Genomic DNA, 20,134 nt, shown 5'->3' on the forward strand with positions numbered 1-20,134 from the left:
TACGTCCCAGAGCCCGCTGCCACCGCCTCAACCCGGCAGCTTTGCCGCCGGGCGGCGCAGCATGTCGCGCAGAAATCCCGGCACCAGCGCCGTCAGCGGATTGACCGAGACCCGCGGCGCACGCGCCGGACCCTCGATGCGATAGGTAAATCCGACCAGGCCCTCGCCCGGTCGCGTCAGAACCGAGCCAATAGCATTGACCATGTAAAAGGGCGAGATCACCCCACGCAGATTAAGCCGGTCCTGGGTGGTATAATAAACCCCCTCCAGCGACACCCCGAAAGACGCGCCGACCGCGCTCATCTCATTCAGCTCGACCCCGTCCGGCGTCATGCGAAACCCGCCCGAAGCCTCGCCAAAAGCGATACCGCTGGTCGCAAGCTGATCAATCAGCCCGATAATGCTGACCGCGTTCAGCATCTCCGCCAGCGCCGGAAGATTGCGCACGACAAAGACTTTCATGCTCATCTGCCCGCGGTAATGCCCCCGCGCACCATCCGGGACCACCACAACATCCAGCGCGCCACCATGGGCCTTGTCGAAAAGCCCGGCCGCACGCAGGGCCGCACCGCCGTCCTGCGCCTGCAGACGGACCGAAGTGCCCCCCGGACCTGCCGCCAGCGCAAGGCCGATCGGCACCTGCCCGCCCAGCCGCGCCGTAAGCTGCCCGTCCACGCCCCCCGGCCCGGTGCTGATCCGCCCGCGGATCTGCGACAGGCGGATGTCGCCCGCCACCCGCGCCTCATCGAGCGAGACCGTGATCGGCGTGCGCGCACCGCCGCTTCCGCCTGCGCCACCCTGCATCCGGTCCGGCAGGCGGCGCAGATCAAAGCTGCCGCCCGTCACCCGGATCTGCGGCGCGACCCCGCGGCCCTGACCGACAAGTTCCGCGCTGGCGTCCAGCCATTCGCCGATCTTCAGATCCGACAGCGTCAGCCGCTCAAGCGCGCCCGCCTCCGTCAGACGCAAAGCCCCCGTGGCCGAGAGGCCCGGCGCCGAGAGATGCAGCCGGTCAATGCGCAGCGGCTGACCGATCTCACCCGACAGTTCAAGCCTGCCGCGGGCAGAGGCCGCCTTGCTCCACCCAAGCGGCGCAAGGCGCAGCACCGCACCGCTCAGATCCGAGCGAACCTGCAGGGCCGGCAGCGCGCCGGGCTTCAGCGTCACCTCAAAGTCCGCCGAGCCTGCGCCACTCAGCACGCCGTCTCCAAGGCCCGCCAGAAACTCACGCCCCAACCCCTCATCCAGCCGCGCGCGCCCCTTCAGCGTGCTGCCCGCGCCCGGCACACCAATCGGCATCGACCAGGTCGCACTGGCCCGCGCCGCGCCGAGCCGCAGATCACCGCTGATCTCAACCTTCTCCGGCACCGCGTGCAATTCAAGGCGATCAGCGCTGACCAGGCGGCCCCGCACCAGCCGGTCAGAGCGCACATCCGTCAGCGTGCCGCGCACATCAAACCGGATATCTTCGCGCAAAGGCCTGCGCATCAGCGGCACATGGATCGTGCTGGTGATGCGGGCGCGGCCTTCGCCCAGATCGGTCGGCATATTGGCGCGGCTCAGAAACCCAAAGGGCGGCTGATCCAGCAGCGACAGCCCCGCCGTCAGACTGCTCTCGGTGTTCAGCCTGATCTCGGCCAGCACCGGGCGCCGGCGAAAATCGGCCACCTTGAACATCGAGCGGCTGACGCGAATTTCCCCACCTGCAGGCGGGGTTATCAGACCATCTTCAACCACCGTGACATAAGACGCCCCCTCAATCACCGCATAGCCGCGGCCCTGGCGGATCGGCGGCAGCGTCGGCATGAAGCGCACATCGGCATCCACAAATTCATAGCCCAGCGACAGGCGCGGCTCCTGTCCGGGGCGCAGCCGCAGACCGGCGCGGGCGTTAAACAGCATGCCCTGCTGCACATTTTCCACCAGCCATTCCCGGGTTTTCGCCACCAGCTGCACCGGCCAGAGCGCGATCAGCTGATTGTGGCGAATGCGGTCCTGGGTGACATCCACCGCCACCTCCCAGCCCGCATCGGTGGCGCGGACATCGCCGCTGAGCGAGAGGTGGCGATCCTCTTCAACCAGCGAGAACTGCCCCACCTCCACCGAGAACGGGTCGAGCCGCAGCCGCACATCGGCCGCCCCTTTTGAGAACTGAATGCTCTGCTCAAACACACCATGCGGGTTGATGACCAGATCCGACAGCGCCAGCTGGGTGACGAAATCCTGCGGAATGCCATCCTTCAGATCCAGCAGATCCACATGCCCTGCCGCGCGCATCCGCAGCGCCGGGCTGTCCACGCGCAACTCGGAAATCCGCAGACGCGAAGCCGCGGGATCCAGCGCGAACTCAAATTCCGCGCCGCGCAGCCGCAGGGGCTGCACCCCTTCGACGGGTTTCAGAACGCCCTCGCCCAGCGACAGCGCGCCGCTGAGAAAGGTCACGCGGCCGTCGGCGCCAAGTCCGGCCTGCATCTCGCCCGAAATCGGCGCCTCCAGCGCGCGCAGCGGTGCCAGAACCGGGGCCTGAGCCGCCAGATCCGCAGCCGCCATATCTTCGACCCGCACCGAGATTTCGGCCCCGCCATTGCCCGGTATGATGAAGGTCAGCTGCGCGCGGGCCTGGCGCTCTGCGCCCCCGACCAGCCCCATTCCGACATCCAGCGCCACCCGATCGCCGCGCCGGCTGAGTGCGATGCGTCCGTCGCCCACCGTGTAGACCCGCCCGGCGCGGCGATCATCCAGGGTGATGGTGACGGCATCAGCCTCGGCGCGGTTCAGCGCCTCGGTGATCGGCAGGGAAAAGGTATCGGCGATCCGGTCCAGAAGCTCGGCGAAATTTTCAGGCGGGCTGACGCCGCCGCCGCCGATATCCAGATCGAAGGTCCCATCGGGCAGACGGCGCAGCGCCAGCCGCGCGCCGCTGATCCGCACCGAAGCCGGGCGGATTTTCCCGGTCAGAAGCGATCCGGCCTCAAAGCGCACCGAGACATCGGGCAGCACCGCACGGCCCGTCCCTTCGGCAGAGGCGATGCGCAGATCTTCGATTCTGAGTTCCGGCAGACGGTCCGATCCGATGCGCAGCGACACGCCGCCCAGTGACAGACGCGCCTGACCACTGAGCGCGGTATTGACCCGCGACTGCAGTTCCGCGACCGCCCAGACCGGCAGATCGACCGGGCGGCCCGACATCAGATAGGCCGCGCTGCTGAGCAGCCCCAGGATCAGCACCAGCGACAGCCCCGCCCAGACCACGGCCCGCCCGAGCCGTCGCGTGAAACCACCCCTCCGGGGGGCAGTCCTGGGCCTGTCCTGGGCTGGCTCGTCCTGCATGTGATCCGAAAAATCTCTCTGTCCCGCAGGCTTTAACTTTCCACAGAGCGGGGTAAAAGACAAAAGAATGTCAGCCCGACGCTGCCATAGAACGGAGCCATGAAATGATCGAAGCCGGAAGCACTGCCCCCGATTTCACCCTGCCGCGCGATGGCGGCACCATGGTCACCCTTTCGGCGCAGCGCCCGGGCAAAGTGGTGCTCTATTTCTACCCAAAGGACAACACGCCCGGCTGCACCACAGAAGCGCTGGATTTCAGCGCGCTGGCGGCGGACTTCGCGGCGGCAGGCGTTCAGGTCTTTGGGATGTCCCGGGACAGCGTGAAAAAGCACGATAATTTCTGCGCAAAACACGGGCTGAAAGTGGCGCTTTTGTCAGATGAAGACGGCACCACCTGTGAGGCTTACGGCGTCTGGGTCGAAAAGCAGAACTACGGCAGGACCTATATGGGGATCGAACGCTCCACCTTTCTGATCGATGGGGCGGGTCAGATCGCGCGGGTCTGGCGGAAAGTGAAGGTCAAAGACCACGCGGCAGAGGTGCTTGCTGCGGCGCGTGGTCTTTGATCGAGGGGGGCCTCAGCGCAGGCCGATGAAGGACAAAATGGCCAGAACCACGACGACCAGGCCGATAATGTAAATGACATTGTTCATGCGTCTCTCTCCGCTCACTTATTAAAACCGTAGGGGGTGCCCCGGCGACCCGCCGGGGCCACATCCTGTCAACCACAGCGCGGGCGGGCGGGTTCCTTAACAATCCCTGAAGAACGGCCTGAGGGACGCAAAAGGCCGGTCCCCGCTGTCGGGAACCGGCCTTTGGTTTGTCGAAAAATGCGGGCTCTCAGGCGACTTTAAGTCCCTCGCGACCCGCCAGATCGCAAAAGAACTGCCAGGCCACACGGCCCGAGCGCGAGCCACGGGTGGCCTGCCATTCGATCGCTTCGGCGCGCAGCCGCTCTTCCGGAACCGACAGACCATAGCTGTCGCAATAGCCCCGGATCATCGCCAGATAATCGTCCTGATCGCAGGGATGAAAGCCCAGCCACAGACCAAAGCGATCTGACAGCGAGACCTTTTCTTCCACCGCCTCAGCCGGGTTGATGGCAGAGGAGCGCTCATTCTCAATCATCTCGCGCGGCATCAGATGCCGTCGGTTCGAGGTGGCGTAAAAGACCACATTCGAGGGACGTCCCTCAATGCCGCCGTCCAGCACGGCCTTCAGCGCTTTGTAGTGCTGATCGTCATGGCTGAAGGAAAGATCATCGCAGAACAAAATGAAGCGGTGCTCTTTCGCGGCGCGCAGGAAGTTCAGCAGACGCCCGATGGTGCCCAGATCTTCGCGGCTGATCTCGACCAGCTTCAGGGGCTCACCCTCTGCACGAACTTTCGCGTGCACCGCTTTGACAAGGCTGGATTTCCCCATGCCCCGCGCGCCCCACAAAAGCGCGTTATTGGCGCCAAAGCCCCGCGCAAACTGGCGGGTGTTTTCCAACAGAGTATCGCGTGAGCGGTTCACACCGATCAGCAGATCAATGCCGACCCGTGAGACATGGGTCACAGCCTCCAGCCGGTCAGGCTGACTGTGCCAGATAAAGGCATCTGCCGCCCCGAAATCGGGGGCGGCAGGCAGGGCGGGAGCGAGGCGCTCAAGCGCCTCGGCGATGCGGATCAGCGGATCAGTCGTCACGTTCTGGCAGGCCCTTCGCTGTCATCTTCGTCGTCTTCATCATCGACCCACAGACCTTCGGCCCGCAGCTTTGCTTCGCGCTTGCGCTCAATCCGGCGGATCAGGAAAATCGAGACCTCATAAAGCGGATAGATCGCCGCAAAGAGGATCAGCTGGCTCATCATATCGGGCGGCGTCACCAGGGCCGCGACGATCAGAATGACCACGATGGCATATTTGCGCACCGAACCCAGCCCCTCCGAGGTCACGATCCCCGCCTTGCCCAGCAGCGTCAGCAGCACCGGCAGCTGGAAGCAGATCCCGAAGGCCGCGATGAATTTCATCGTCAGCGACAGATATTCCTCAACCGAGCCCTGGAAGCCGATAGAGGCCAGCTCATTGCCTGCCCCTTCGATCTCGCCCGGACCAAAGCCGCCCTGCTGGAACGACAGGAAGAACGAGAAGGCGATCGGCAGCACGACGTAATAAGCAAACGCCGCGCCAAGGAAAAACATGATCGGCGAGGAGATCAGGAAGGGCAGCAGCGCGCCTTTTTCCTGGCGGTAAAGACCCGGCGCCACAAACCGCCAAAGCTGAAAGGCGATAAAGGGGAAGGACAGCGCAAAGCCGCCCAGCACCGCGATGCGGACCGCCACGAAGAAGCCTTCCTGCACCTTGATCAGGAAGAGGCCGCAGTTCTGCCCGCGATCGGCCAGCGCATTACAGATCGGCTGGGTCAGGAAATTGAAGACCGGATTCCAGACTGCAAAGCAGATCATCATGCCAATGAGAAAGGCCACGACCGACCAGATCAGCCGGTTGCGCAATTCGCTCAGGTGTTCAATCAGCGGCGCGGCGCTGTCGTCGATGTCATCAGTGCTCATGTGTCGGACTTCGTCTCACCACTGGCAGGAGCGGCCGGGCTGGCCGCAGCCACCGGCGCAGGAGAAACCGCAGCCGGGGTCGCCTCAGGCGTGCCCGCAGAGGCGGCAGGGACGGCAGCTGCGGCAGAGCCCGAAAGCCCCGCCCCCATCACGGCCCCCATGGCCGCCTTGCCGGGATTGGTCATCGCTTTGCGCGGATCCCATTTCTCGAACTTATCGGCGGCATCCTTCAGACGGTCCATACCGCTGGTTGCCTCCTTGAGATCCTTCGCGACATCTTTCACCCCGGTCTCATCCGCCGCACTTTCCATCGCGCGTGAGAACTCACGCGCCATCTGGCGGGCACGGGCGGTGAAGCGACCGAGTTGTTTGAACATCACGGGCAGATCTTTCGGCCCGACAACCACCAGCGCAACCACGCCGATGACGAGTAATTCGGACCAGCCGATATCGAGCATCTTTGCCCCTCCCGGTCAGTCGGCTCAGACTTTGTCTTTGTCGGCAACCGGCGGGGTCACGTCACGGGCATTGTCCGCACCCGCCGAGTGGATGGTATCGGTTTCTTCTTTCACGCCTTTTTTGAAGGCGGTGATGCCTTTGCCGACTTCCCCCATCAGCGACGAGACTTTCCCGCGGCCAAACAGCACGAGAAGCACAACGGCGATCAGAAGAAGGCCGGGAAGACCAATATTGTTCAGCATTTCTTATCTCCGGACAACACCGCATCAGGCGGTGAAACATTTCTTGCCTTAAGGAGTAAGACCAGAACCCCGCAACAGGAAGCCCCCCTGCCCCCTGTACCTGACAGCTATTTGTCAGTTGCCCTCTCCGGTGTCTCTCCTGCGACAGTGAATATTGCCGCAGTCTGCGGGACGGGTGGAAAATACGGCGGCAGCGCGTGCGAATCGCCCCTCAGGCGACCAGCCGCAACTGCCGGGCAAGGCCGTCATTATCCTCAACCAGATTGGCGAGGGTGACCTGATCGAGCGTGGTGAAAAACGCCGCCAGCGCCTTGTTGATCGCGCATTGCAGCCGACAGACGTCCTTCAGCGGACAATCAACGGTGCTGTGATCGGCGCAATCGGTGAAGGGCACCTCGCCCTCCAGCGCGCGAAAGACCTGCCCCACGGTGATCTCTTCCATCGGACGGCCCAGCAGCACGCCCCCGGCACGGCCGCGAAGGGTGCGCAGAAAGCCTCTCTGGCCAAGGGTGTGGATCACCTGGGCGAGGTGATTTTCCGAGGCACCGCAGGCAATGGCAATCTCGTGCTTGCGCACGATGCGATCTGGCTGCACGGCGCAGAACATCAAGGTTCGCATGGCCAGCTCGGTCCGCATCGTCAGTCTCATGATAAATCCCCCTGCACAATAAATGCGAACGGCGAAAATCCCCGAAGCCGTCGCAGTGCCGAAAAGATATATGAAGAAACCCACATTTCCCTTGATCTGGATCAAGGGAAATGTGCGAAGACCGCTTTACTGGCGCAAAAGCGCGCCCTCAGCGGCATCGCGCACCGACCAGCTGTGCAGGCCGCTGACAATGGCCTGGGCCATACCCGCCCGCCACAGCGGATCATTGAGCCGTTTCAGATCCCCCGCAGAGGACAGATAGCCAAGCTCAATCAGCACCGACGGAATATCCGGCGCCTTCAGCACCGAAAAAGCCGCAGACCGGCGCGGGATGCGGTGCAGCGCAATTCCCGCCTCTGCCATCGCCCGCAGCAGATCTTCAGAGAGTTTCTCCGCGCGCGGCGCGGTTTCAACCCGTGCCATATCCATCAAAACCCCGGCGATCAGATCATCCTGCCCCTTGAGATCCACCCCCGACATCAGCGCGTCACGGTCATGCCGCTCGGCAAGCGCCGCCGAGGCCGCATCAGAGGCCTCGGCCGCCATGGTGTAGATCGTGGCCCCCTTCGCCACGCCTTCCGTCACCGCATCGGCGTGCAGCGAGATAAAGACATCCGCCCCCGCCGCATGCGCCAGCGCGATCCGCGTCTCAAGCGGCACGAAGACATCGCGTTCACGGGTCAGGCGGACATTGGAAAAGCCGTCGCGCAGCAGCGCCTCTTTCAATTCCCGCGCGAAGGTCAGCATCAGCGCGGCTTCGCTCTGCCCGCCGTTTTCGGCCCCCGGATCCAGCCCGCCGTGGCCAGGATCGAGCATAATGACCAAAGGCCCGCTGCCGCGCGGGGCCCGGGGTGTCGCCAGATCGGCGGGCACCGGCAGCGCCCAGCCCGGCGGGTCGCGGCGTGCCGCCTCAAGGCGGAAGGCATCCTCATCGGCCTCGGCAAGCTCCAGCCGCAGGAGGGCGCGGGTCCCGTCGCCCTGCCCGGTCTTCAGCTCCGCAAGCTGCGCAAGCCGCGGGCGATCGAGTGCCAGCACCAGCCGCGACCAGCCATCCGCCACCGGCCCGCCACGCAGCGGACCAAAACCGCTGAGCCCCGGTCCCTGCAAAAGTGTCGCAAAATCGAGCGCCCGGAAATCCACCTCGCGAAAATCAGCGATCAGCCGCGGCGGATCCGCAAGATAGCGGATCCTCCAGGGCACCGGCTGCGAGAGCGCCAGATTGAAAAAAGCAACGCCTTCATCGACATGCAGGGAACTCCCCCGCGCATCCGCCCGGGCCAGACCCGAGAAATGCCCCTGAGCCTGCACCCCGCTGCCCGCAGCACCTGAGAGACACAGAGCCGCGCAAAGCGCCTTCAGCCATCCGCGCATGGTGATCCCCCTATGCCTCAAGAGCGCGCACCCGGCCCGCAAGCCAGGTCAGATCCGTATCATCAATCCCCAGCTCTGCCAGCTTCGCGCTGGTGGCATAGAGATAATCGCGGTTCAGCCCCCGCCCGCCTGCGGCCCGCGCAATCACCGCCGCCTGCTCATCAAGGCTGAGCGCGCCGGTATATTGCGCATGGCTGCGGTCCATCACATAGGCCAGCGCTGTGATCTGACCGCCGCCCTGGTCGCGCAGCTCCAGATCGAGCCAGGCCTCAACATAGGCTGAGGAGACCAGCTCACGCTCGCGCAGCATGGCCAGCGTTTCGGCCTCACTGCCGGGGGCTGCCCGCAGCGCCAGACCGTCACACCAGCTGCCCTCGGCGCGGTCCATGGCCAGCACGAGGCCCGGATGCTCCTGCGTGCCGCGGTGGTGGATCGACCACATGCAAAAACTGCGGCTCCAGCCCGGCGCACGGGCCAGACGCATCTCCGCCACCGGAAAATCCGGCTGCCAGATCAGCGAGCCATAGCCAAAGACCCAGAGCGGGCTCGGCGCATCGGTGAAATCAGGAAGAACTGGCTCTGTCGACATAGGCCATGTATTGAGCAGCAAATCAGAAAAGGAAAGAGCTCTGATGCGGGCACTGATCGCGGTGATTGTGGTGGCCTTTGCGGCCTGGGCGGGCTGGTGGTTCGTGGCGGCAAAAGCCGGACGGGCCGGGGCGGAAGCGGCTTTTACGGCGCTTCAGGCCCAGGGCTGGGAGGCGCGCCACCAGGGGATCGACGTGCAGGGCTTCCCCAACCGGGTTGATCTGACGATCACCGAACCCGCGATCGCGCCCCCCGCCTCAGCCTGGGGCTGGCAGGCGCCCTTCGTGCAGCTTCTGGCGCTGAGCTATAAGCCCTGGCATGTGATCGCCGCCTTCCCGAATGAGCAAAGCCTGCAGACCCCCGCAGGTCCGGCCAGGCTGCGCGCCGGCAAGCTGCAGGCCAGCGTGGTGGTCACCCCCGACACCGCCGTTGCGCTGGAGCGCGGGCAGCTTGCCGGTGACATGCTGTCGCTTGAGGGGCCTGGTCAGTGGAACCTCGACAGCCTTTCTGCCGCCATTTACAAAAACCCGGGCGAGGTGAATGCCTATGACCTGGGGCTGACCCTGACCGGCATCACCCCCGATCCGGCGCTGACCGGGCTTTTGCCCCATGGCCTGCTGCCCGACACATTGCCGGTGCTGCATCTTGATGCCCTGGCGGGCTTTACGGCAGCGCTCGACCGTCATGCGGCGGAGACGCAGCCCGAGCTGACCCATCTGACCCTGCGCGAATTGCGCAGCGAATGGGGCCCGGTGAAGCTGCATCTGAGCGGGCGTCTGGTGCCCGATGCGGAGGGCCTGGCCGAGGGCAGCCTGCAACTGCGCCTCGAAGGCGCGGCCACGCTGATCGAGATCATGGGCGCCTCCGGCATGATCGCCGAAAAAGACATGCGAAATCTGAGCTTTGCGGTAAAGGCCATGTCCGGCGGTCAGGACAGCGTCACCCTGCCGCTGAACTTCGCCCGTGGCCGGATGACCCTCGCCCTCTTCCCGGTCGGCCCGGCACCTCGCCTGCGGTATTGAGCGCGGCGGCGCTTCGAAGACCCGGTGACGGCCTCAGCCGCTGGCTTTCTGCAAGAACGCTGAAGCGCGTTAAAACAGCACGGAGAGCCCCCGTCGGCTCAGGCGGGTCCGGCCCCCGCAGGCTCAGTCCTGCGGCTGAGCCGCAGCACGATCCCGTCCCGCGCCCGCACGGTCAGAAAGGCCACCGGCTGCGGCACCGGGCCTGCGGGCGCGAACTCCCACTCCGCCAGCAGAGTGGCCAGCAGGATCACTCCCTCGGCCATGGCAAAGCCCGCCCCGGTGCAGACGCGGGGCCCGGAGGAAAACGGCAGATAGCCGTCCCGCGCGGCTTTGCGGGTCTCAGGGCGCTGCCAGCGGTCGGGATCAAAGTGATCGGGCTCTGTCCAGATCCGCTCATGGCGCTGCAGATGCCAGGGCGACAGCACCACCTGGGCGCCGGGCGTGACGGCGCGGTTCCGAAAGCTCTCGCGCTGCCGCGTCTCACGCACCATCATCGGCACCGGCGGATAAAGCCGCAGCGTCTCGCGGAAGACATCGCGGATCAGCGGCAGTTTTGAGAGCCCCGAGAACGAGGGATCGCGCAGGAAAGTCTGCGCCTCTGCCAGGCAGCGGGCCTGGATCTCCGGATGGCTCGCCAGCAGCCAGAGCGCCCAGGAGAGGGCCGAGGCCGAGGTCTCATGCCCCGCGAGAAAGAAAATTGCCACCTGATCGGTCATCTCAGCCGCATCAAATCGCTGACCACTTAAGGGATCCGCCGTGGTCATGATCTTGGTGGCCAGATCATCCGGCGCGGTCCCCGTGGCGATTTCTGCCGCCCGCGCCTCGGTCAGGCGGGTAATCAGGCTGCGGATCTCAGCCGCTTTGGCGCGGGTGCTGCGGCGGTGAAAGCGCGGAAACCACCTCGGCAGCGGCAGAAAAGCCGCAAGGTTCAGCAGCGGCTGGTTGCGCTGATAGGCGCGAAAGGCCTCAAAGACGCCGCGCGCCATCTCATGCTCAATCGGGATCGAAAACAGCGTGCGAAAGATCACATCGGCGGCGGCGTGGCTGGCCTCGGCCTCAATCTCCACCTCCCCCGGGCGCAGCCTTGCGCTGGCCGCGCGGGCCGCCTCAAGCATGGCGGGAAAGGTGTCGCGCAGACGCCCCCCCTCGAAGGCCGGGTCGATGATGCGGCGCTGCCGCTTCCAGGTCTCGCCATTGGTCAGAAAGACCGAATTGCCCAGAAGCGGCCGCAGCCCCTCTCCGATGCGGTCGGATTTCGGGAAGTCATCGGGCCGCTCATTCAGAACGAGCCGCAAAAGCGTGGGATCATTGCAGAGATAGCTTCTGAAAAACGGCGTGCGAAACTCAGCCATCCAGGCGCGGTAAAGCTTTGCCGGCTGCGCCGAAAGAATATCCTGGCGAAAGAGCCGCAGATAGCGCCAGAGCGAGACTTTTCCGGGCCGTGAAGGGGGCTTCGGCGCGGGGATCACGCGGCGGTATCCGTGAATTTTGACGCCGCCCTGGTGATCCGCCCGGCCGAGGGTTTTCGCCCGCCCAGACGGTCGTGCAGCGTCAGAGGGCCCGCCGTGATGCGAAAGAAATCATAGGCATCAGGAGAGGCCGGCAAACGGTCGAAGGCGCAAAGATATTGAAAATGAATGCGAAAAAACCGACCCCGCAGACTGCGTCGCTTTTCCGGGCTGAGGGTCTGGCTGAAGGCGGCCGAGAGCACCAGGGGCCACCTCTGCTCCGGCGTGGCCACACCGCTGACCGCCACCGGATCGCACAGCGCAAAGGTGCAGCCGTCTGAAGGCGCGGTCACATCAATCCAGGGGATTTCCGACTGAACCGAGAGGCGCTGCAGATCGCGGCGCAGCTCCGATGCTTCAGGCAGAAAAGAGACCATGGGAACCGCCTGCCCCAGCGAGAGAAACGACAGCTCCGCACGGCCTTCGGGCAGCCCCTCGGCCAGCAGCCGCGAAAGGGTGGATACGCCCAGATGCACCCCGGAAGAATGGCCGATCAGCAGGACCTCATCCACCTCAGGGTCGCGCAAAGCAGCGCGGATTTTCGCGGAAAACGCATCGATTCGCGCGGAAAGATCCGCCGGATAGGCCCCCTTTTGCCGCGCCACATAGGCGAAATCATGCATCAGATAATGCGCGAAAATCCGGCGGTCGAGCCGCTGGCAAAGCCGCAGAAGCCCCCAGACCACCGCAACCCCCGGCAGGACCGCAAGCCAGCCCGGCAGGAAACGGGCGCCAAGGCGAAAGGTCAGCCAGCCCGCCAGAAGCGCGAACAAAAGCTGTGCCAGAAGCACCGCCACCGGATAAAAGCTCGCAATCATCGGCCCCTTCCGGAGCCCGACCAGCGGCCAGAGCGCGCCGGAGCCGATATAGACCCGCGCCGTGCGCCAAAGCTGCAGATAGCTCGCGAAAATCCCCTCCGGCATCGCGCGGCGCACCAGATCATGCCAGGGCAGCACCTCATAGCGCGCAGAAACCGTCACGCCCTCGATCTCTGCCGCGATGCCAAAAGCATTGCGCCCCCCCTCTCCGCCCGGCGGCTGAAGCGCGATCTGATAGCCCGAAAGCCGTGCCTGCTCTGCCCCTTCGCGGCGATAAAGCTCGCGGTAGCGGCGCGGCGGAAAGGGATCGAAGCCGGGAATATAGAAGACCAGCCGTCTGCGGACCTCAGTCTTCGCCATGTCCCGCCCCCCTTTGCGCGCCCTGCGCCAGCAGATCAGCCCAGAGTGGCGAGAATTGGGAAGGTTTCAAGCAGCCAGAAGGCAAATGCCGCAAATTGACCGGTCAGCATCATCAGACCCACGGTCCACAAAAGCAGCCCCGAGATCCGCTCAATGCGGCCGAGATGACGGCGCAAAAAGCCCATAACGCCTTTTAAAGACGGGAAAAACGCCGCGACCAGCAGGAAGGGAATGCCAAGGCCAATGGCATAGCCCGCGAGCAGCATAAGCCCGCGGTGAATGTCCGCCTGGGTGGCCGCCATCGACAGGATCGCGCCCAGGATCGGCCCCAGACAGGGCGTCCAGCCAAAGGCAAAAGCCAGCCCCAGAACATAGGCCCCAAAGGCCGAGCCGCCCTGATCGCCAGCTTCCAGCCGCGCTTCGCGGTCCATGAAGCCGATGCGGAAAATGCCTAAGAAATGCAGACCGAAGATCATGATCACCGCGCCTGCGATGGTCACGAACCAGTCCTGATACTGCAACAGCGCCCGACCAAGAGCCGAGGCCGCCAGCCCGAGGATGAGGAAAACCGTGGAAAGGCCCAGAACGAAAAAGAAAGCCGCCAGCAGCACAGGGCCACGCTTGCTGGCACGGCCTTCCATATCGCGCAGCGAAACGCCGCTCATATAGGCAAGATAGGGGGGAACGATGGGCAAAACACAGGGACTGAGAAAGGAAAGGAAACCCGCAAGTCCCGCAATCATAAGCGCGGGCAGCAGCCCCGCATCCAGCACGTCAATTCCCAGCATCTTCGCCTCCAGGCCCGGTCGGTCAGGGCATAGCCCAATCCGCAGGCGGGGTCACGCCGGGCCGGGTCACTTTGCCGACAGCGGCAAAGCGGGCCCGGCCCGGGTGGTCAGTTAAGGATCAGACGGCCCACCAGCCCTTACGGCGACCGGTTGCTGCGGGCTCTGCCGCCGGAGCGGGGGCCGGTGCCGGGGTCTCAGCTGCGACCGGAGCGGCTGCCTCAGGGGCCTCCGCAGCGGCGGCGGCTTTGGCCTTTGGCGTGCGGGTTGCTCTGGGCTTGGCCGGGGCTTTTTCACCCTTCGGCTTTGCAGGCGCACGCTTCGGTTTGGCCGGAGCCTCAGCGGTCACGGCTTCTGCTTCCACCGCCTCGACCTTCGCCTTGGTGGCACGGCTGCGGCGCGGTTTGGCCGGAGGCTCTTCCGCAACGACTTCCGCGACAACTTCGACAACTTCGGCCACCGGAGCAACTGCCGCCGCAGGCTTTTTCGCGCGGCTGCGCTTGGGCTTGGCGGGGGCTTCTGCCACCGGTGCGGCCTCAGCTTCGGCAGCAACCGGCTCTGCAACGATCACCGCAGGCTCAGCCACAACGACAGGCTGCGCGACCACAGGTTCAGCGACAACCGGAGTGTCAACAGCTTGCGCTGCAACGGTTTCCTCTGCCTCATCCTCGTCGGAGCCGTCATCCTCGTCGTCAGCCCCTTCAGCGTTCACGCCATCGGCTGCACCGTCTTTGCCACCGCGCCGGCGACGACGACGACGGCGTTTCTTCTTGCCGTTGCCATCTGCACCCGCAGCCTCAGGCTCTGCCGGGGTTTCAGCGGCTTCGGCCTCAACGACCTCAACCTCTGCCACGACCTCGTCTTCGACGATCAGTTCTTCCTCAAAGACCGGCTCTTCTTCCAGATCCGGCATCACGCCCGCAGCCAGCGACACCACCTGCGAAGACGCGGCAGCCACCAGACGGGTCGCCGTTTTGAACTTCTCGATCACATAATCCGGGCTGACGAGCGCGGGATCCGCCTCCATCCGCACGGCCATGCCATAACGCGCCTCAATCTGAGCGATATGTTCGCGCTTATGGTTGAAGAGGTAGTTAATTACCGCGATCGGCGCTTTCAGCAGCACTTCGCGCGACCGGCGGCGGGTGCCCTCTTCTTCGAGCGCGCGCAGGATCGCCAGAGCCTGGTTGTCATCCGAGCGGATGAGGCCGGTGCCGTGGCAGTGCGCACAGGGCTGCGTGGTCGATTCAAGCATGCCCGGGCGCAGACGCTGACGCGACATCTCCATCAGGCCAAAGCCCGAGATGCGGCCAACCTGGATCCGTGCACGGTCGGTTTTCAGCTTGTCTTTCAGACGCTTCTCGACGGCAGCGTTGTTTTTACGCTCTTCCATATCGATGAAGTCGATGACGATCAGACCGGCCAGATCGCGCAGGCGCAGCTGACGGGCAATCTCATCCGCTGCCTCAAGGTTGGTCTTGACGGCGGTGTCTTCGATCGAGCCCTCTTTGGTCGCACGACCCGAGTTGACGTCAACCGCAACCAGCGCCTCGGTGATGCCGATGACGATATAGCCACCCGATTTCAGCTGCACGACCGGGTTGAACATGCCCGCCAGATAGCTTTCGACCTGGAAGCGCGCAAAGAGCGGCTGCGCATCGACATAGGGTTTCACGACCGAAGCCTGGGTCGGCATGATCATCCGCATGAAGTCTTTCGCGGCGCGGTAGCCTTCGGCCCCCTCAACCAGAACTTCGTCGATCTCACGGGTGTAGAGATCCCGGATGGTGCGCTTGATCAGATCGCCTTCTTCATAGATCGGCGCCGGAGCGTTCGATTTGAAGGTCAGCTCGCGGATCTGCTCCCAGAGGCGGCAGAGGTATTCGTAATCGCGGCGAATCTCCTGCTTGGTGCGTTTCGCACCGGCCGTGCGGATGATGAGACCTGCGCCTTCCGGCACTTCAATCTCGCCCGCGATCTCTTTGAGCTTCTTACGATCCGGCGCATTGGTGATCTTGCGCGAGATGCCACCGCCACGTGCGGTATTCGGCATCAGAACGCAGTAACGGCCAGCGAGCGAGAGATAGGTGGTGAGAGCCGCGCCCTTGTTGCCGCGCTCTTCTTTCACGACCTGAACCAGCATGATCTGCCGGACCTTCACCACTTCCTGGATCTTATACTTTTTCGGACGCGCGCGGCGCGGCTCGGGGATCTCTTCGGCAAGATCTTCTTCGCCGACCGACTCGATTTCATCATCGAAATCGCCCGGATGATCGAGCGCGCCGTGGTCGTGACCATGATCATGGTCATGCGCGACGGCGGCGCCTGCGAAATCCGCAACCAGCGCCTCTGCCCCGGTTTCTTCGCCCAGATCGACGACATCCATGCCCGCCACTTCGGTCGAAGTCACGGCATCTGCACGGGCACCTTCGGCCTGCGCCGGACGCGAGCGGTGGCGCGAACGGTTGCGCGAACGCCCGCCGTTGCCATTGCCGCTGCCGTTTTCTTCATCGGCTTCGGCCCGCTGCATCGCGCGCTCTTCGTCGATCAGCGCTTTGCGGTCCGCCTGCGGGATCTGGTAATAATCCGGGTGGATTTCCGCAAAAGCGAGGAAGCCGTGACGGTTGCCACCGTAATCGACAAAAGCCGCCTGGAGCGAGGGCTCCACGCGGGTGACTTTCGCCAGATAGATGTTCCCCGCCAGCTGGCGCTTGTTTACGGTTTCAAAGTCAAATTCTTCGACTTTGTTTCCGTCCACCACCACAACCCGGGTCTCTTCCGGATGGGTGGCGTCGATCAGCATTTTCTTTGCCATTCTGTTCCATTGCTGCCCCCGCGCCGCCGCATCCGAAGAGGCCTGAGCCTGTCATCGGTCGGGTCTGCATCAGGGGATCTGTAAGGGCGATATCCTGTCCCATGCGCGCGGGCGTGGCGGCTCCCGGCCGCCCCGTCATCCTCTGCGCCTGGTCAACAAGGATCATCGCGTTTCTTTCGCTTGCCCGGCACCGCCACGGCACTGAGCTTTCAGTTATTCACACCTGCATGGGCAGGCAGCTTGCGGCCTTGCGGCCATTCCGGCTGCGCCAGAGGCAGAGGAACGGTCTTTTTCGTTCCTGCAGCGGCGCAGAGAATTTTCGGGCGGAAGAGTGTGATCCGCGTGGGAGAAAACTAGCGGCAAAGCCCTGCCGAATACAATGACTTATTTTAGGGTAAAATATTTAACGATCTGTCGCGGGCATCCGTCACCCTGCCCGTTCATCTTAATAAAAAGACGCAAAGACCCGAGCCGGGAAGGACCTGAGCCCTTCCCGATGGTGGCAGAATCCCTTGGGTTCAGACGTAATCCTGACGCTGCAGGCCATATTTGGCCATCTTCTCATTGAGCGTGCGGCGCGGCAGCGACAGCTCTTCCATGACGGCCACGATCGAGCCTTTGTGACGGCGCATGGTATTGTCGATCAGCATCCGCTCAAAGGCATCGACGTATTCTTTCAGCGGCTTGCCCTCGGTGGTCATCGCCAGATCGGAGGCCTCGTTATCCGCCATCAGCAGCGAGGCAATCGAGCCCGAGCCACGGCGGTTCTGCAGCACCGCCCGTTCAACGATGTTCACAAGCTGCCGCACATTGCCCGGCCAGGGCGCCTGAAGAAGCTGTGCCGCCTCCTGGGCGGTGAGTTGCGGCGCGTCACAGCCGTATTCATCGGCAAACTGATCGGCCAGTCGCGTAAACATGATCAGAATATCTTCGCCCCGCGTCCGCAGCGGCGGCAGGGTGATCTTCATCGCGCCAAGGCGGTAATAAAGATCGGGCCGCAGCAGATCTTCGAGGGTCTTATCGGGCGCATGTTCATTGCAGATCGCAATAATGCGGGTCTCAGGCAATGTGCCCTGCTCATTGATGAAGGTCAAAAGCCGCGCCTGAAGCGCGTTCGGCAGCGCCTCAATATCTTCAAGGCAAAGCGTGCCGCCGCGGGCCTCTTCGACCAGCGGCAGGCCTGCGCCCTCGGCCACCGGGCCGAAGAGCTTTTCAGAGAGCGATTGTTCCGAATAGGCCGCACAGGAGATCGTCACGAACTTCCGGCTCGCCCGAGGTCCCACCGCATGCATGGCATGGGCGACCAGGGTCTTGCCGGTGCCGGTCTCGCCGTCAATCAGCACATGGCTGTCGGCCTGGCCGAGATCAAGGATGTCTTCGCGCAGACGCTCCATGGCCGGGCTGGTGCCGATCAGCTTTTTCATCAGCGTCGTGCCATCGGACAGCTCTTTGCGCAGAGCGCGGTTGTCCAGCGTCAGGCGGCGCTGATTGGTGGCCTTTTTCGCAAGCTCCGTCATGCGGTCCGGGTTGAAGGGCTTTTCCAGAAAATCGAAGGCGCCGATCCGCATGGCTTCCACCGCCATCGGCACATCGCCATGGCCGGTGATCATGATGACCGGCAGCCCCGAATCCATCCCCATCAGCTTTTTCAGCAGCGTCATCCCGTCGATCCCGGGCATTTTAATGTCCGAGATCACCACGCCGGGGAAATCCGAGCCAATCGCTTTCAGCGCTTCTTCGCCCGAGGCGAAGGTCTCCGTGTCAAAGCCCGACAGCGCCAGCCACTGGCTGATCGACTGCCGCATATCGGCTTCGTCATCGACGATCGCAACTTTCATCGCGCGTGCCATTCATCCTCACTCAGCTGCCTGTGCAGTTTTATCGATGAGCGGCAGCTGCAGATCAAAGATCGCGCCGCCCTGCTCTCCGTTCCGGGCGGTCAGGCGTCCCCCCAGATCGGCGACGATTCCCGAAGAAATCGCCAGTCCAAGTCCAACCCCTTCACCGGGCTTTTTCGTCGTCCAGAAGGGTTCAAAAAGATTGTCGAGATCCGAGATCCCGGGGCCATTGTCCGAGACCACCAGCCGCGCGGTATCCCCTGTCGTCACGATCAGGTCGATCTGCGGCAAAGCCACATCGCGGGTGGCATCCAGCGCGTTGCGCAAAAGGTTAATGATGACCTGCTCCAGCCGGATGCGGTCGGCCATGATCATCACCGGCTCTTTGGGAACCTGACGGTTGATCCGCACCCGACGGGTTTTCAGCTGCGGCTCCATCATGGCCAGGGCTTCAGAAATACAGGCTTTGAAATCGACCGGCGCGAAAGCCTCGCCGCCCTTGCGGGCATAGGACTTCAGCTGGCGGGTGATTGCCCCCATCCGGTCGATCAGATCGTCGATGCGCTGGAAAGAGGCCAAGGCTTCATCGCCCTTGCGGCGCTGCAGCAGCAGACGCGCACCGGCGAGATAGGTCTTCATCGCCGCCAGAGGCTGGTTCAACTCATGACTGACGGCAGCCGACATTTCCCCCAGAACAGCAAGTTTCGAGGACTGCGCAAGGGTCTGCTCGGCCACGGCGAGGTTCTGTTGCATACGCTCCCGCTCTGCGATTTCGCGGCGTAAACGCGCAGCAAGCCGACGCAGTTCCTCAGACTCGCGCTGAAAAACGCGGCTCTGGCTGCGGGCCTGACGCGAGAGCCAGTAAAAGCCCCCCGCCAGCAGCAGCGCAAAGCCCATAATTTCAAGGGCCAGGAAGGTGTTCACCTTTTCGCGGACGGTGTCATAACGCGAGAACATCACCATCTGCCAGCCGCGGAACGGCACCCGCGCCTCGACCTGCATCACCGCCTCGCCGCTGAGCCAGACATCCGCCGGGCTCTGCGTCCAGTCGGCAGTCATCTGAAACGCGCGTTGCAGCGCCGTGGGCGCGTCGCGCACCCGCAGCGCATCCGGCAGCGCCAGCCCGCGCCAGCGCGGCTCGGTGGCCAGCACAACCGTGCCCTCCCCGTCCATCACCGCCACGGCATCGGCCCAGCCCGACCAGGCGCGCTCATATTTCGCGAGATCGACTTCCACCACGATCACGCCGCGCGAGAACCCCTCAGAAAAGGCCGAGCGCGAAAAGCTGAAGCCATAGCCGCCCTCATCGCGCGGCCAGGAGGTAAACATGGTCTCACGCCCTGCGGCAGCCTCCTGGAAGTAGGGCTTTTCCATATGGGTGGTGCCAAGGCGCTTGCGATCCGATGAGGCGACCACACGGCCGTTTTCATCCAAAAGCATCAGCGCTGCGGTGCCGAGCTCGCTTTGCAGATCGATCAGACGCTGCGAAGTGACGGAGTAATCCGCCTTATCCAACGCACCCGTCAGCGCCGGATCGCGCGACAGCAGGATCGGCACCACCGAGCTGCGCTGCAGCTCCGACATCAGGTTGCCGGTATAAAGCGCCAGACGCAGTTCGGATCGCGAGCGCGTGGTCTGCGAATAGCGGTCGGTCAGGAACTGATGGGTAAACCAGACCACCGCAATGGCCAGAGCGACCACGCCAAGCGCCAGGCAACGCAAAATCAGCGTGCGACGTTTGCCGTCGCGCGCTGCATGATCTTCGGTGTCGTCAGTCTCAGCCCCGCTCATGGGGGCATC

The 20,134-nt window shown here is 63.8% G+C and carries 16 protein-coding genes; 2 read left to right on the forward strand and 14 right to left on the reverse strand.

Translation table 11 applies throughout. The annotated features are described in order from the left end of the window. Positions 1 to 27 precede the first annotated feature (27 nt). Positions 28 to 3,330 carry a hypothetical protein gene (locus EG244_RS08945; protein ID WP_124964667.1) on the reverse strand — a complete coding sequence of 1,101 codons (3,303 nt, stop codon included), beginning with the start codon at positions 3,328 to 3,330 and terminating at the stop codon, positions 28 to 30. 104 nt (positions 3,331 to 3,434) lie between these two features. Between EG244_RS08945 and bcp the strand changes: the two genes are divergently transcribed. After that, positions 3,435 to 3,896, forward strand: coding sequence for a thioredoxin-dependent thiol peroxidase (bcp, locus tag EG244_RS08950; RefSeq protein ID WP_124964668.1), 462 nt, complete (start codon positions 3,435 to 3,437; stop codon positions 3,894 to 3,896). A gap of 274 nt (positions 3,897 to 4,170) precedes the next feature. Here the strand turns inward: bcp and EG244_RS08955 are convergent, their stop codons facing one another. The 7 genes from EG244_RS08955 to EG244_RS08985 form a co-directional block, all read right to left on the reverse strand. Beyond that, positions 4,171 to 5,016: an ATP-binding protein gene (locus EG244_RS08955; protein ID WP_124964669.1), complete on the reverse strand. Its 846-nt coding sequence runs from the start codon at positions 5,014 to 5,016 to the stop codon at positions 4,171 to 4,173. Beyond that, on the reverse strand, positions 5,013 to 5,879 hold the full coding sequence (tatC, locus tag EG244_RS08960) for a twin-arginine translocase subunit TatC (protein WP_124964670.1): 867 nt from the start codon (positions 5,877 to 5,879) through the stop codon (positions 5,013 to 5,015). Before tatC ends, EG244_RS08955 begins: the two co-directional genes overlap by 4 nt. Beyond that, positions 5,876 to 6,337, reverse strand: a complete 462-nt coding sequence (gene tatB, locus EG244_RS08965) for a Sec-independent protein translocase protein TatB (RefSeq protein ID WP_124964671.1) — start codon at positions 6,335 to 6,337, stop codon at positions 5,876 to 5,878. Before tatB ends, tatC begins: the two co-directional genes overlap by 4 nt. A gap of 24 nt (positions 6,338 to 6,361) precedes the next feature. After that, positions 6,362 to 6,580: a twin-arginine translocase TatA/TatE family subunit gene (locus tag EG244_RS08970; protein ID WP_124964672.1), complete on the reverse strand. Its 219-nt coding sequence runs from the start codon at positions 6,578 to 6,580 to the stop codon at positions 6,362 to 6,364. Positions 6,581 to 6,791: 211 nt separating this feature from the next. After that, positions 6,792 to 7,229, reverse strand: a complete 438-nt coding sequence (locus EG244_RS08975) for an RrF2 family transcriptional regulator (RefSeq protein WP_124964673.1) — start codon at positions 7,227 to 7,229, stop codon at positions 6,792 to 6,794. A gap of 126 nt (positions 7,230 to 7,355) precedes the next feature. Beyond that, positions 7,356 to 8,600 carry an N-acetylmuramoyl-L-alanine amidase family protein gene (locus tag EG244_RS08980; RefSeq protein ID WP_124964674.1) on the reverse strand — a complete coding sequence of 415 codons (1,245 nt, stop codon included), beginning with the start codon at positions 8,598 to 8,600 and terminating at the stop codon, positions 7,356 to 7,358. A gap of 10 nt (positions 8,601 to 8,610) precedes the next feature. Then, positions 8,611 to 9,189: a gamma-glutamylcyclotransferase gene (locus EG244_RS08985; RefSeq protein ID WP_124964675.1), complete on the reverse strand. Its 579-nt coding sequence runs from the start codon at positions 9,187 to 9,189 to the stop codon at positions 8,611 to 8,613. Positions 9,190 to 9,232: 43 nt separating this feature from the next. Between EG244_RS08985 and EG244_RS08990 the strand changes: the two genes are divergently transcribed. After that, positions 9,233 to 10,210 carry a DUF2125 domain-containing protein gene (locus EG244_RS08990; protein ID WP_124964676.1) on the forward strand — a complete coding sequence of 326 codons (978 nt, stop codon included), beginning with the start codon at positions 9,233 to 9,235 and terminating at the stop codon, positions 10,208 to 10,210. Between the two features lie 98 nt (positions 10,211 to 10,308). Here EG244_RS08990 and EG244_RS08995 read toward each other — a convergent pair whose 3' ends face one another. The 6 genes from EG244_RS08995 to EG244_RS09020 all read right to left on the reverse strand — a co-directional run bounded on the left by EG244_RS08995 (position 10,309) and on the right by EG244_RS09020 (position 20,125). Continuing rightward, complete coding sequence (locus EG244_RS08995; protein ID WP_124964677.1) at positions 10,309 to 11,679, reverse strand: cytochrome P450; 1,371 nt, start codon at positions 11,677 to 11,679, stop codon at positions 10,309 to 10,311. Continuing rightward, positions 11,676 to 12,896 carry a hypothetical protein gene (locus EG244_RS09000; protein WP_124964678.1) on the reverse strand — a complete coding sequence of 407 codons (1,221 nt, stop codon included), beginning with the start codon at positions 12,894 to 12,896 and terminating at the stop codon, positions 11,676 to 11,678. Before EG244_RS09000 ends, EG244_RS08995 begins: the two co-directional genes overlap by 4 nt. Positions 12,897 to 12,931: 35 nt before the next feature. After that, a complete protein-coding gene (locus tag EG244_RS09005; protein ID WP_124964679.1) occupies positions 12,932 to 13,684 on the reverse strand; it encodes a cytochrome c biogenesis protein CcdA in 753 nt (250 codons plus the stop codon). Between the two features lie 118 nt (positions 13,685 to 13,802). After that, positions 13,803 to 16,496, reverse strand: a complete 2,694-nt coding sequence (locus EG244_RS09010; RefSeq protein ID WP_124964680.1) for an Rne/Rng family ribonuclease — start codon at positions 16,494 to 16,496, stop codon at positions 13,803 to 13,805. A 518-nt stretch (positions 16,497 to 17,014) separates the two neighbouring features. Continuing rightward, positions 17,015 to 18,346, reverse strand: coding sequence for a sigma-54-dependent transcriptional regulator (locus EG244_RS09015; RefSeq protein ID WP_124964681.1), 1,332 nt, complete (start codon positions 18,344 to 18,346; stop codon positions 17,015 to 17,017). Between the two features lie 6 nt (positions 18,347 to 18,352). After that, the gene (locus tag EG244_RS09020; RefSeq protein ID WP_124964682.1) at positions 18,353 to 20,125 is read right to left on the reverse strand and encodes a sensor histidine kinase; all 1,773 of its coding nucleotides are present in this window, start codon (positions 20,123 to 20,125) and stop codon (positions 18,353 to 18,355) included. Positions 20,126 to 20,134: the final 9 nt, after the last annotated feature.

Origin of the sequence: Falsigemmobacter faecalis, assembly GCF_003863335.1 — a bacterium.
GTDB classification, from domain to species: Bacteria; Pseudomonadota; Alphaproteobacteria; order Rhodobacterales; family Rhodobacteraceae; genus Wagnerdoeblera; species Wagnerdoeblera faecalis.

Coding starts and splice junctions, on each gene's coding strand:
- EG244_RS08980 (WP_124964674.1), bottom strand. CDS start 8,600: ATGCGCGGATGGCTGAAGGCGCTTTGCGCGGCTCTGTGTCTCTCAGGT.
- EG244_RS08975 (WP_124964673.1), bottom strand. CDS start 7,229: ATGAGACTGACGATGCGGACCGAGCTGGCCATGCGAACCTTGATGTTC.
- EG244_RS09020 (WP_124964682.1), bottom strand. CDS start 20,125: ATGAGCGGGGCTGAGACTGACGACACCGAAGATCATGCAGCGCGCGAC.
- EG244_RS09015 (WP_124964681.1), bottom strand. CDS start 18,346: ATGGCACGCGCGATGAAAGTTGCGATCGTCGATGACGAAGCCGATATG.
- EG244_RS08945 (WP_124964667.1), bottom strand. CDS start 3,330: ATGCAGGACGAGCCAGCCCAGGACAGGCCCAGGACTGCCCCCCGGAGG.
- EG244_RS08985 (WP_124964675.1), bottom strand. CDS start 9,189: ATGTCGACAGAGCCAGTTCTTCCTGATTTCACCGATGCGCCGAGCCCG.
- EG244_RS09010 (WP_124964680.1), bottom strand. CDS start 16,496: ATGGCAAAGAAAATGCTGATCGACGCCACCCATCCGGAAGAGACCCGG.
- EG244_RS08970 (WP_124964672.1), bottom strand. CDS start 6,580: ATGCTGAACAATATTGGTCTTCCCGGCCTTCTTCTGATCGCCGTTGTG.
- tatC (WP_124964670.1), bottom strand. CDS start 5,879: ATGAGCACTGATGACATCGACGACAGCGCCGCGCCGCTGATTGAACAC.
- bcp (WP_124964668.1), top strand. CDS start 3,435: ATGATCGAAGCCGGAAGCACTGCCCCCGATTTCACCCTGCCGCGCGAT.
- tatB (WP_124964671.1), bottom strand. CDS start 6,337: ATGCTCGATATCGGCTGGTCCGAATTACTCGTCATCGGCGTGGTTGCG.
- EG244_RS09005 (WP_124964679.1), bottom strand. CDS start 13,684: ATGCTGGGAATTGACGTGCTGGATGCGGGGCTGCTGCCCGCGCTTATG.
- EG244_RS09000 (WP_124964678.1), bottom strand. CDS start 12,896: ATGGCGAAGACTGAGGTCCGCAGACGGCTGGTCTTCTATATTCCCGGC.
- EG244_RS08990 (WP_124964676.1), top strand. CDS start 9,233: ATGCGGGCACTGATCGCGGTGATTGTGGTGGCCTTTGCGGCCTGGGCG.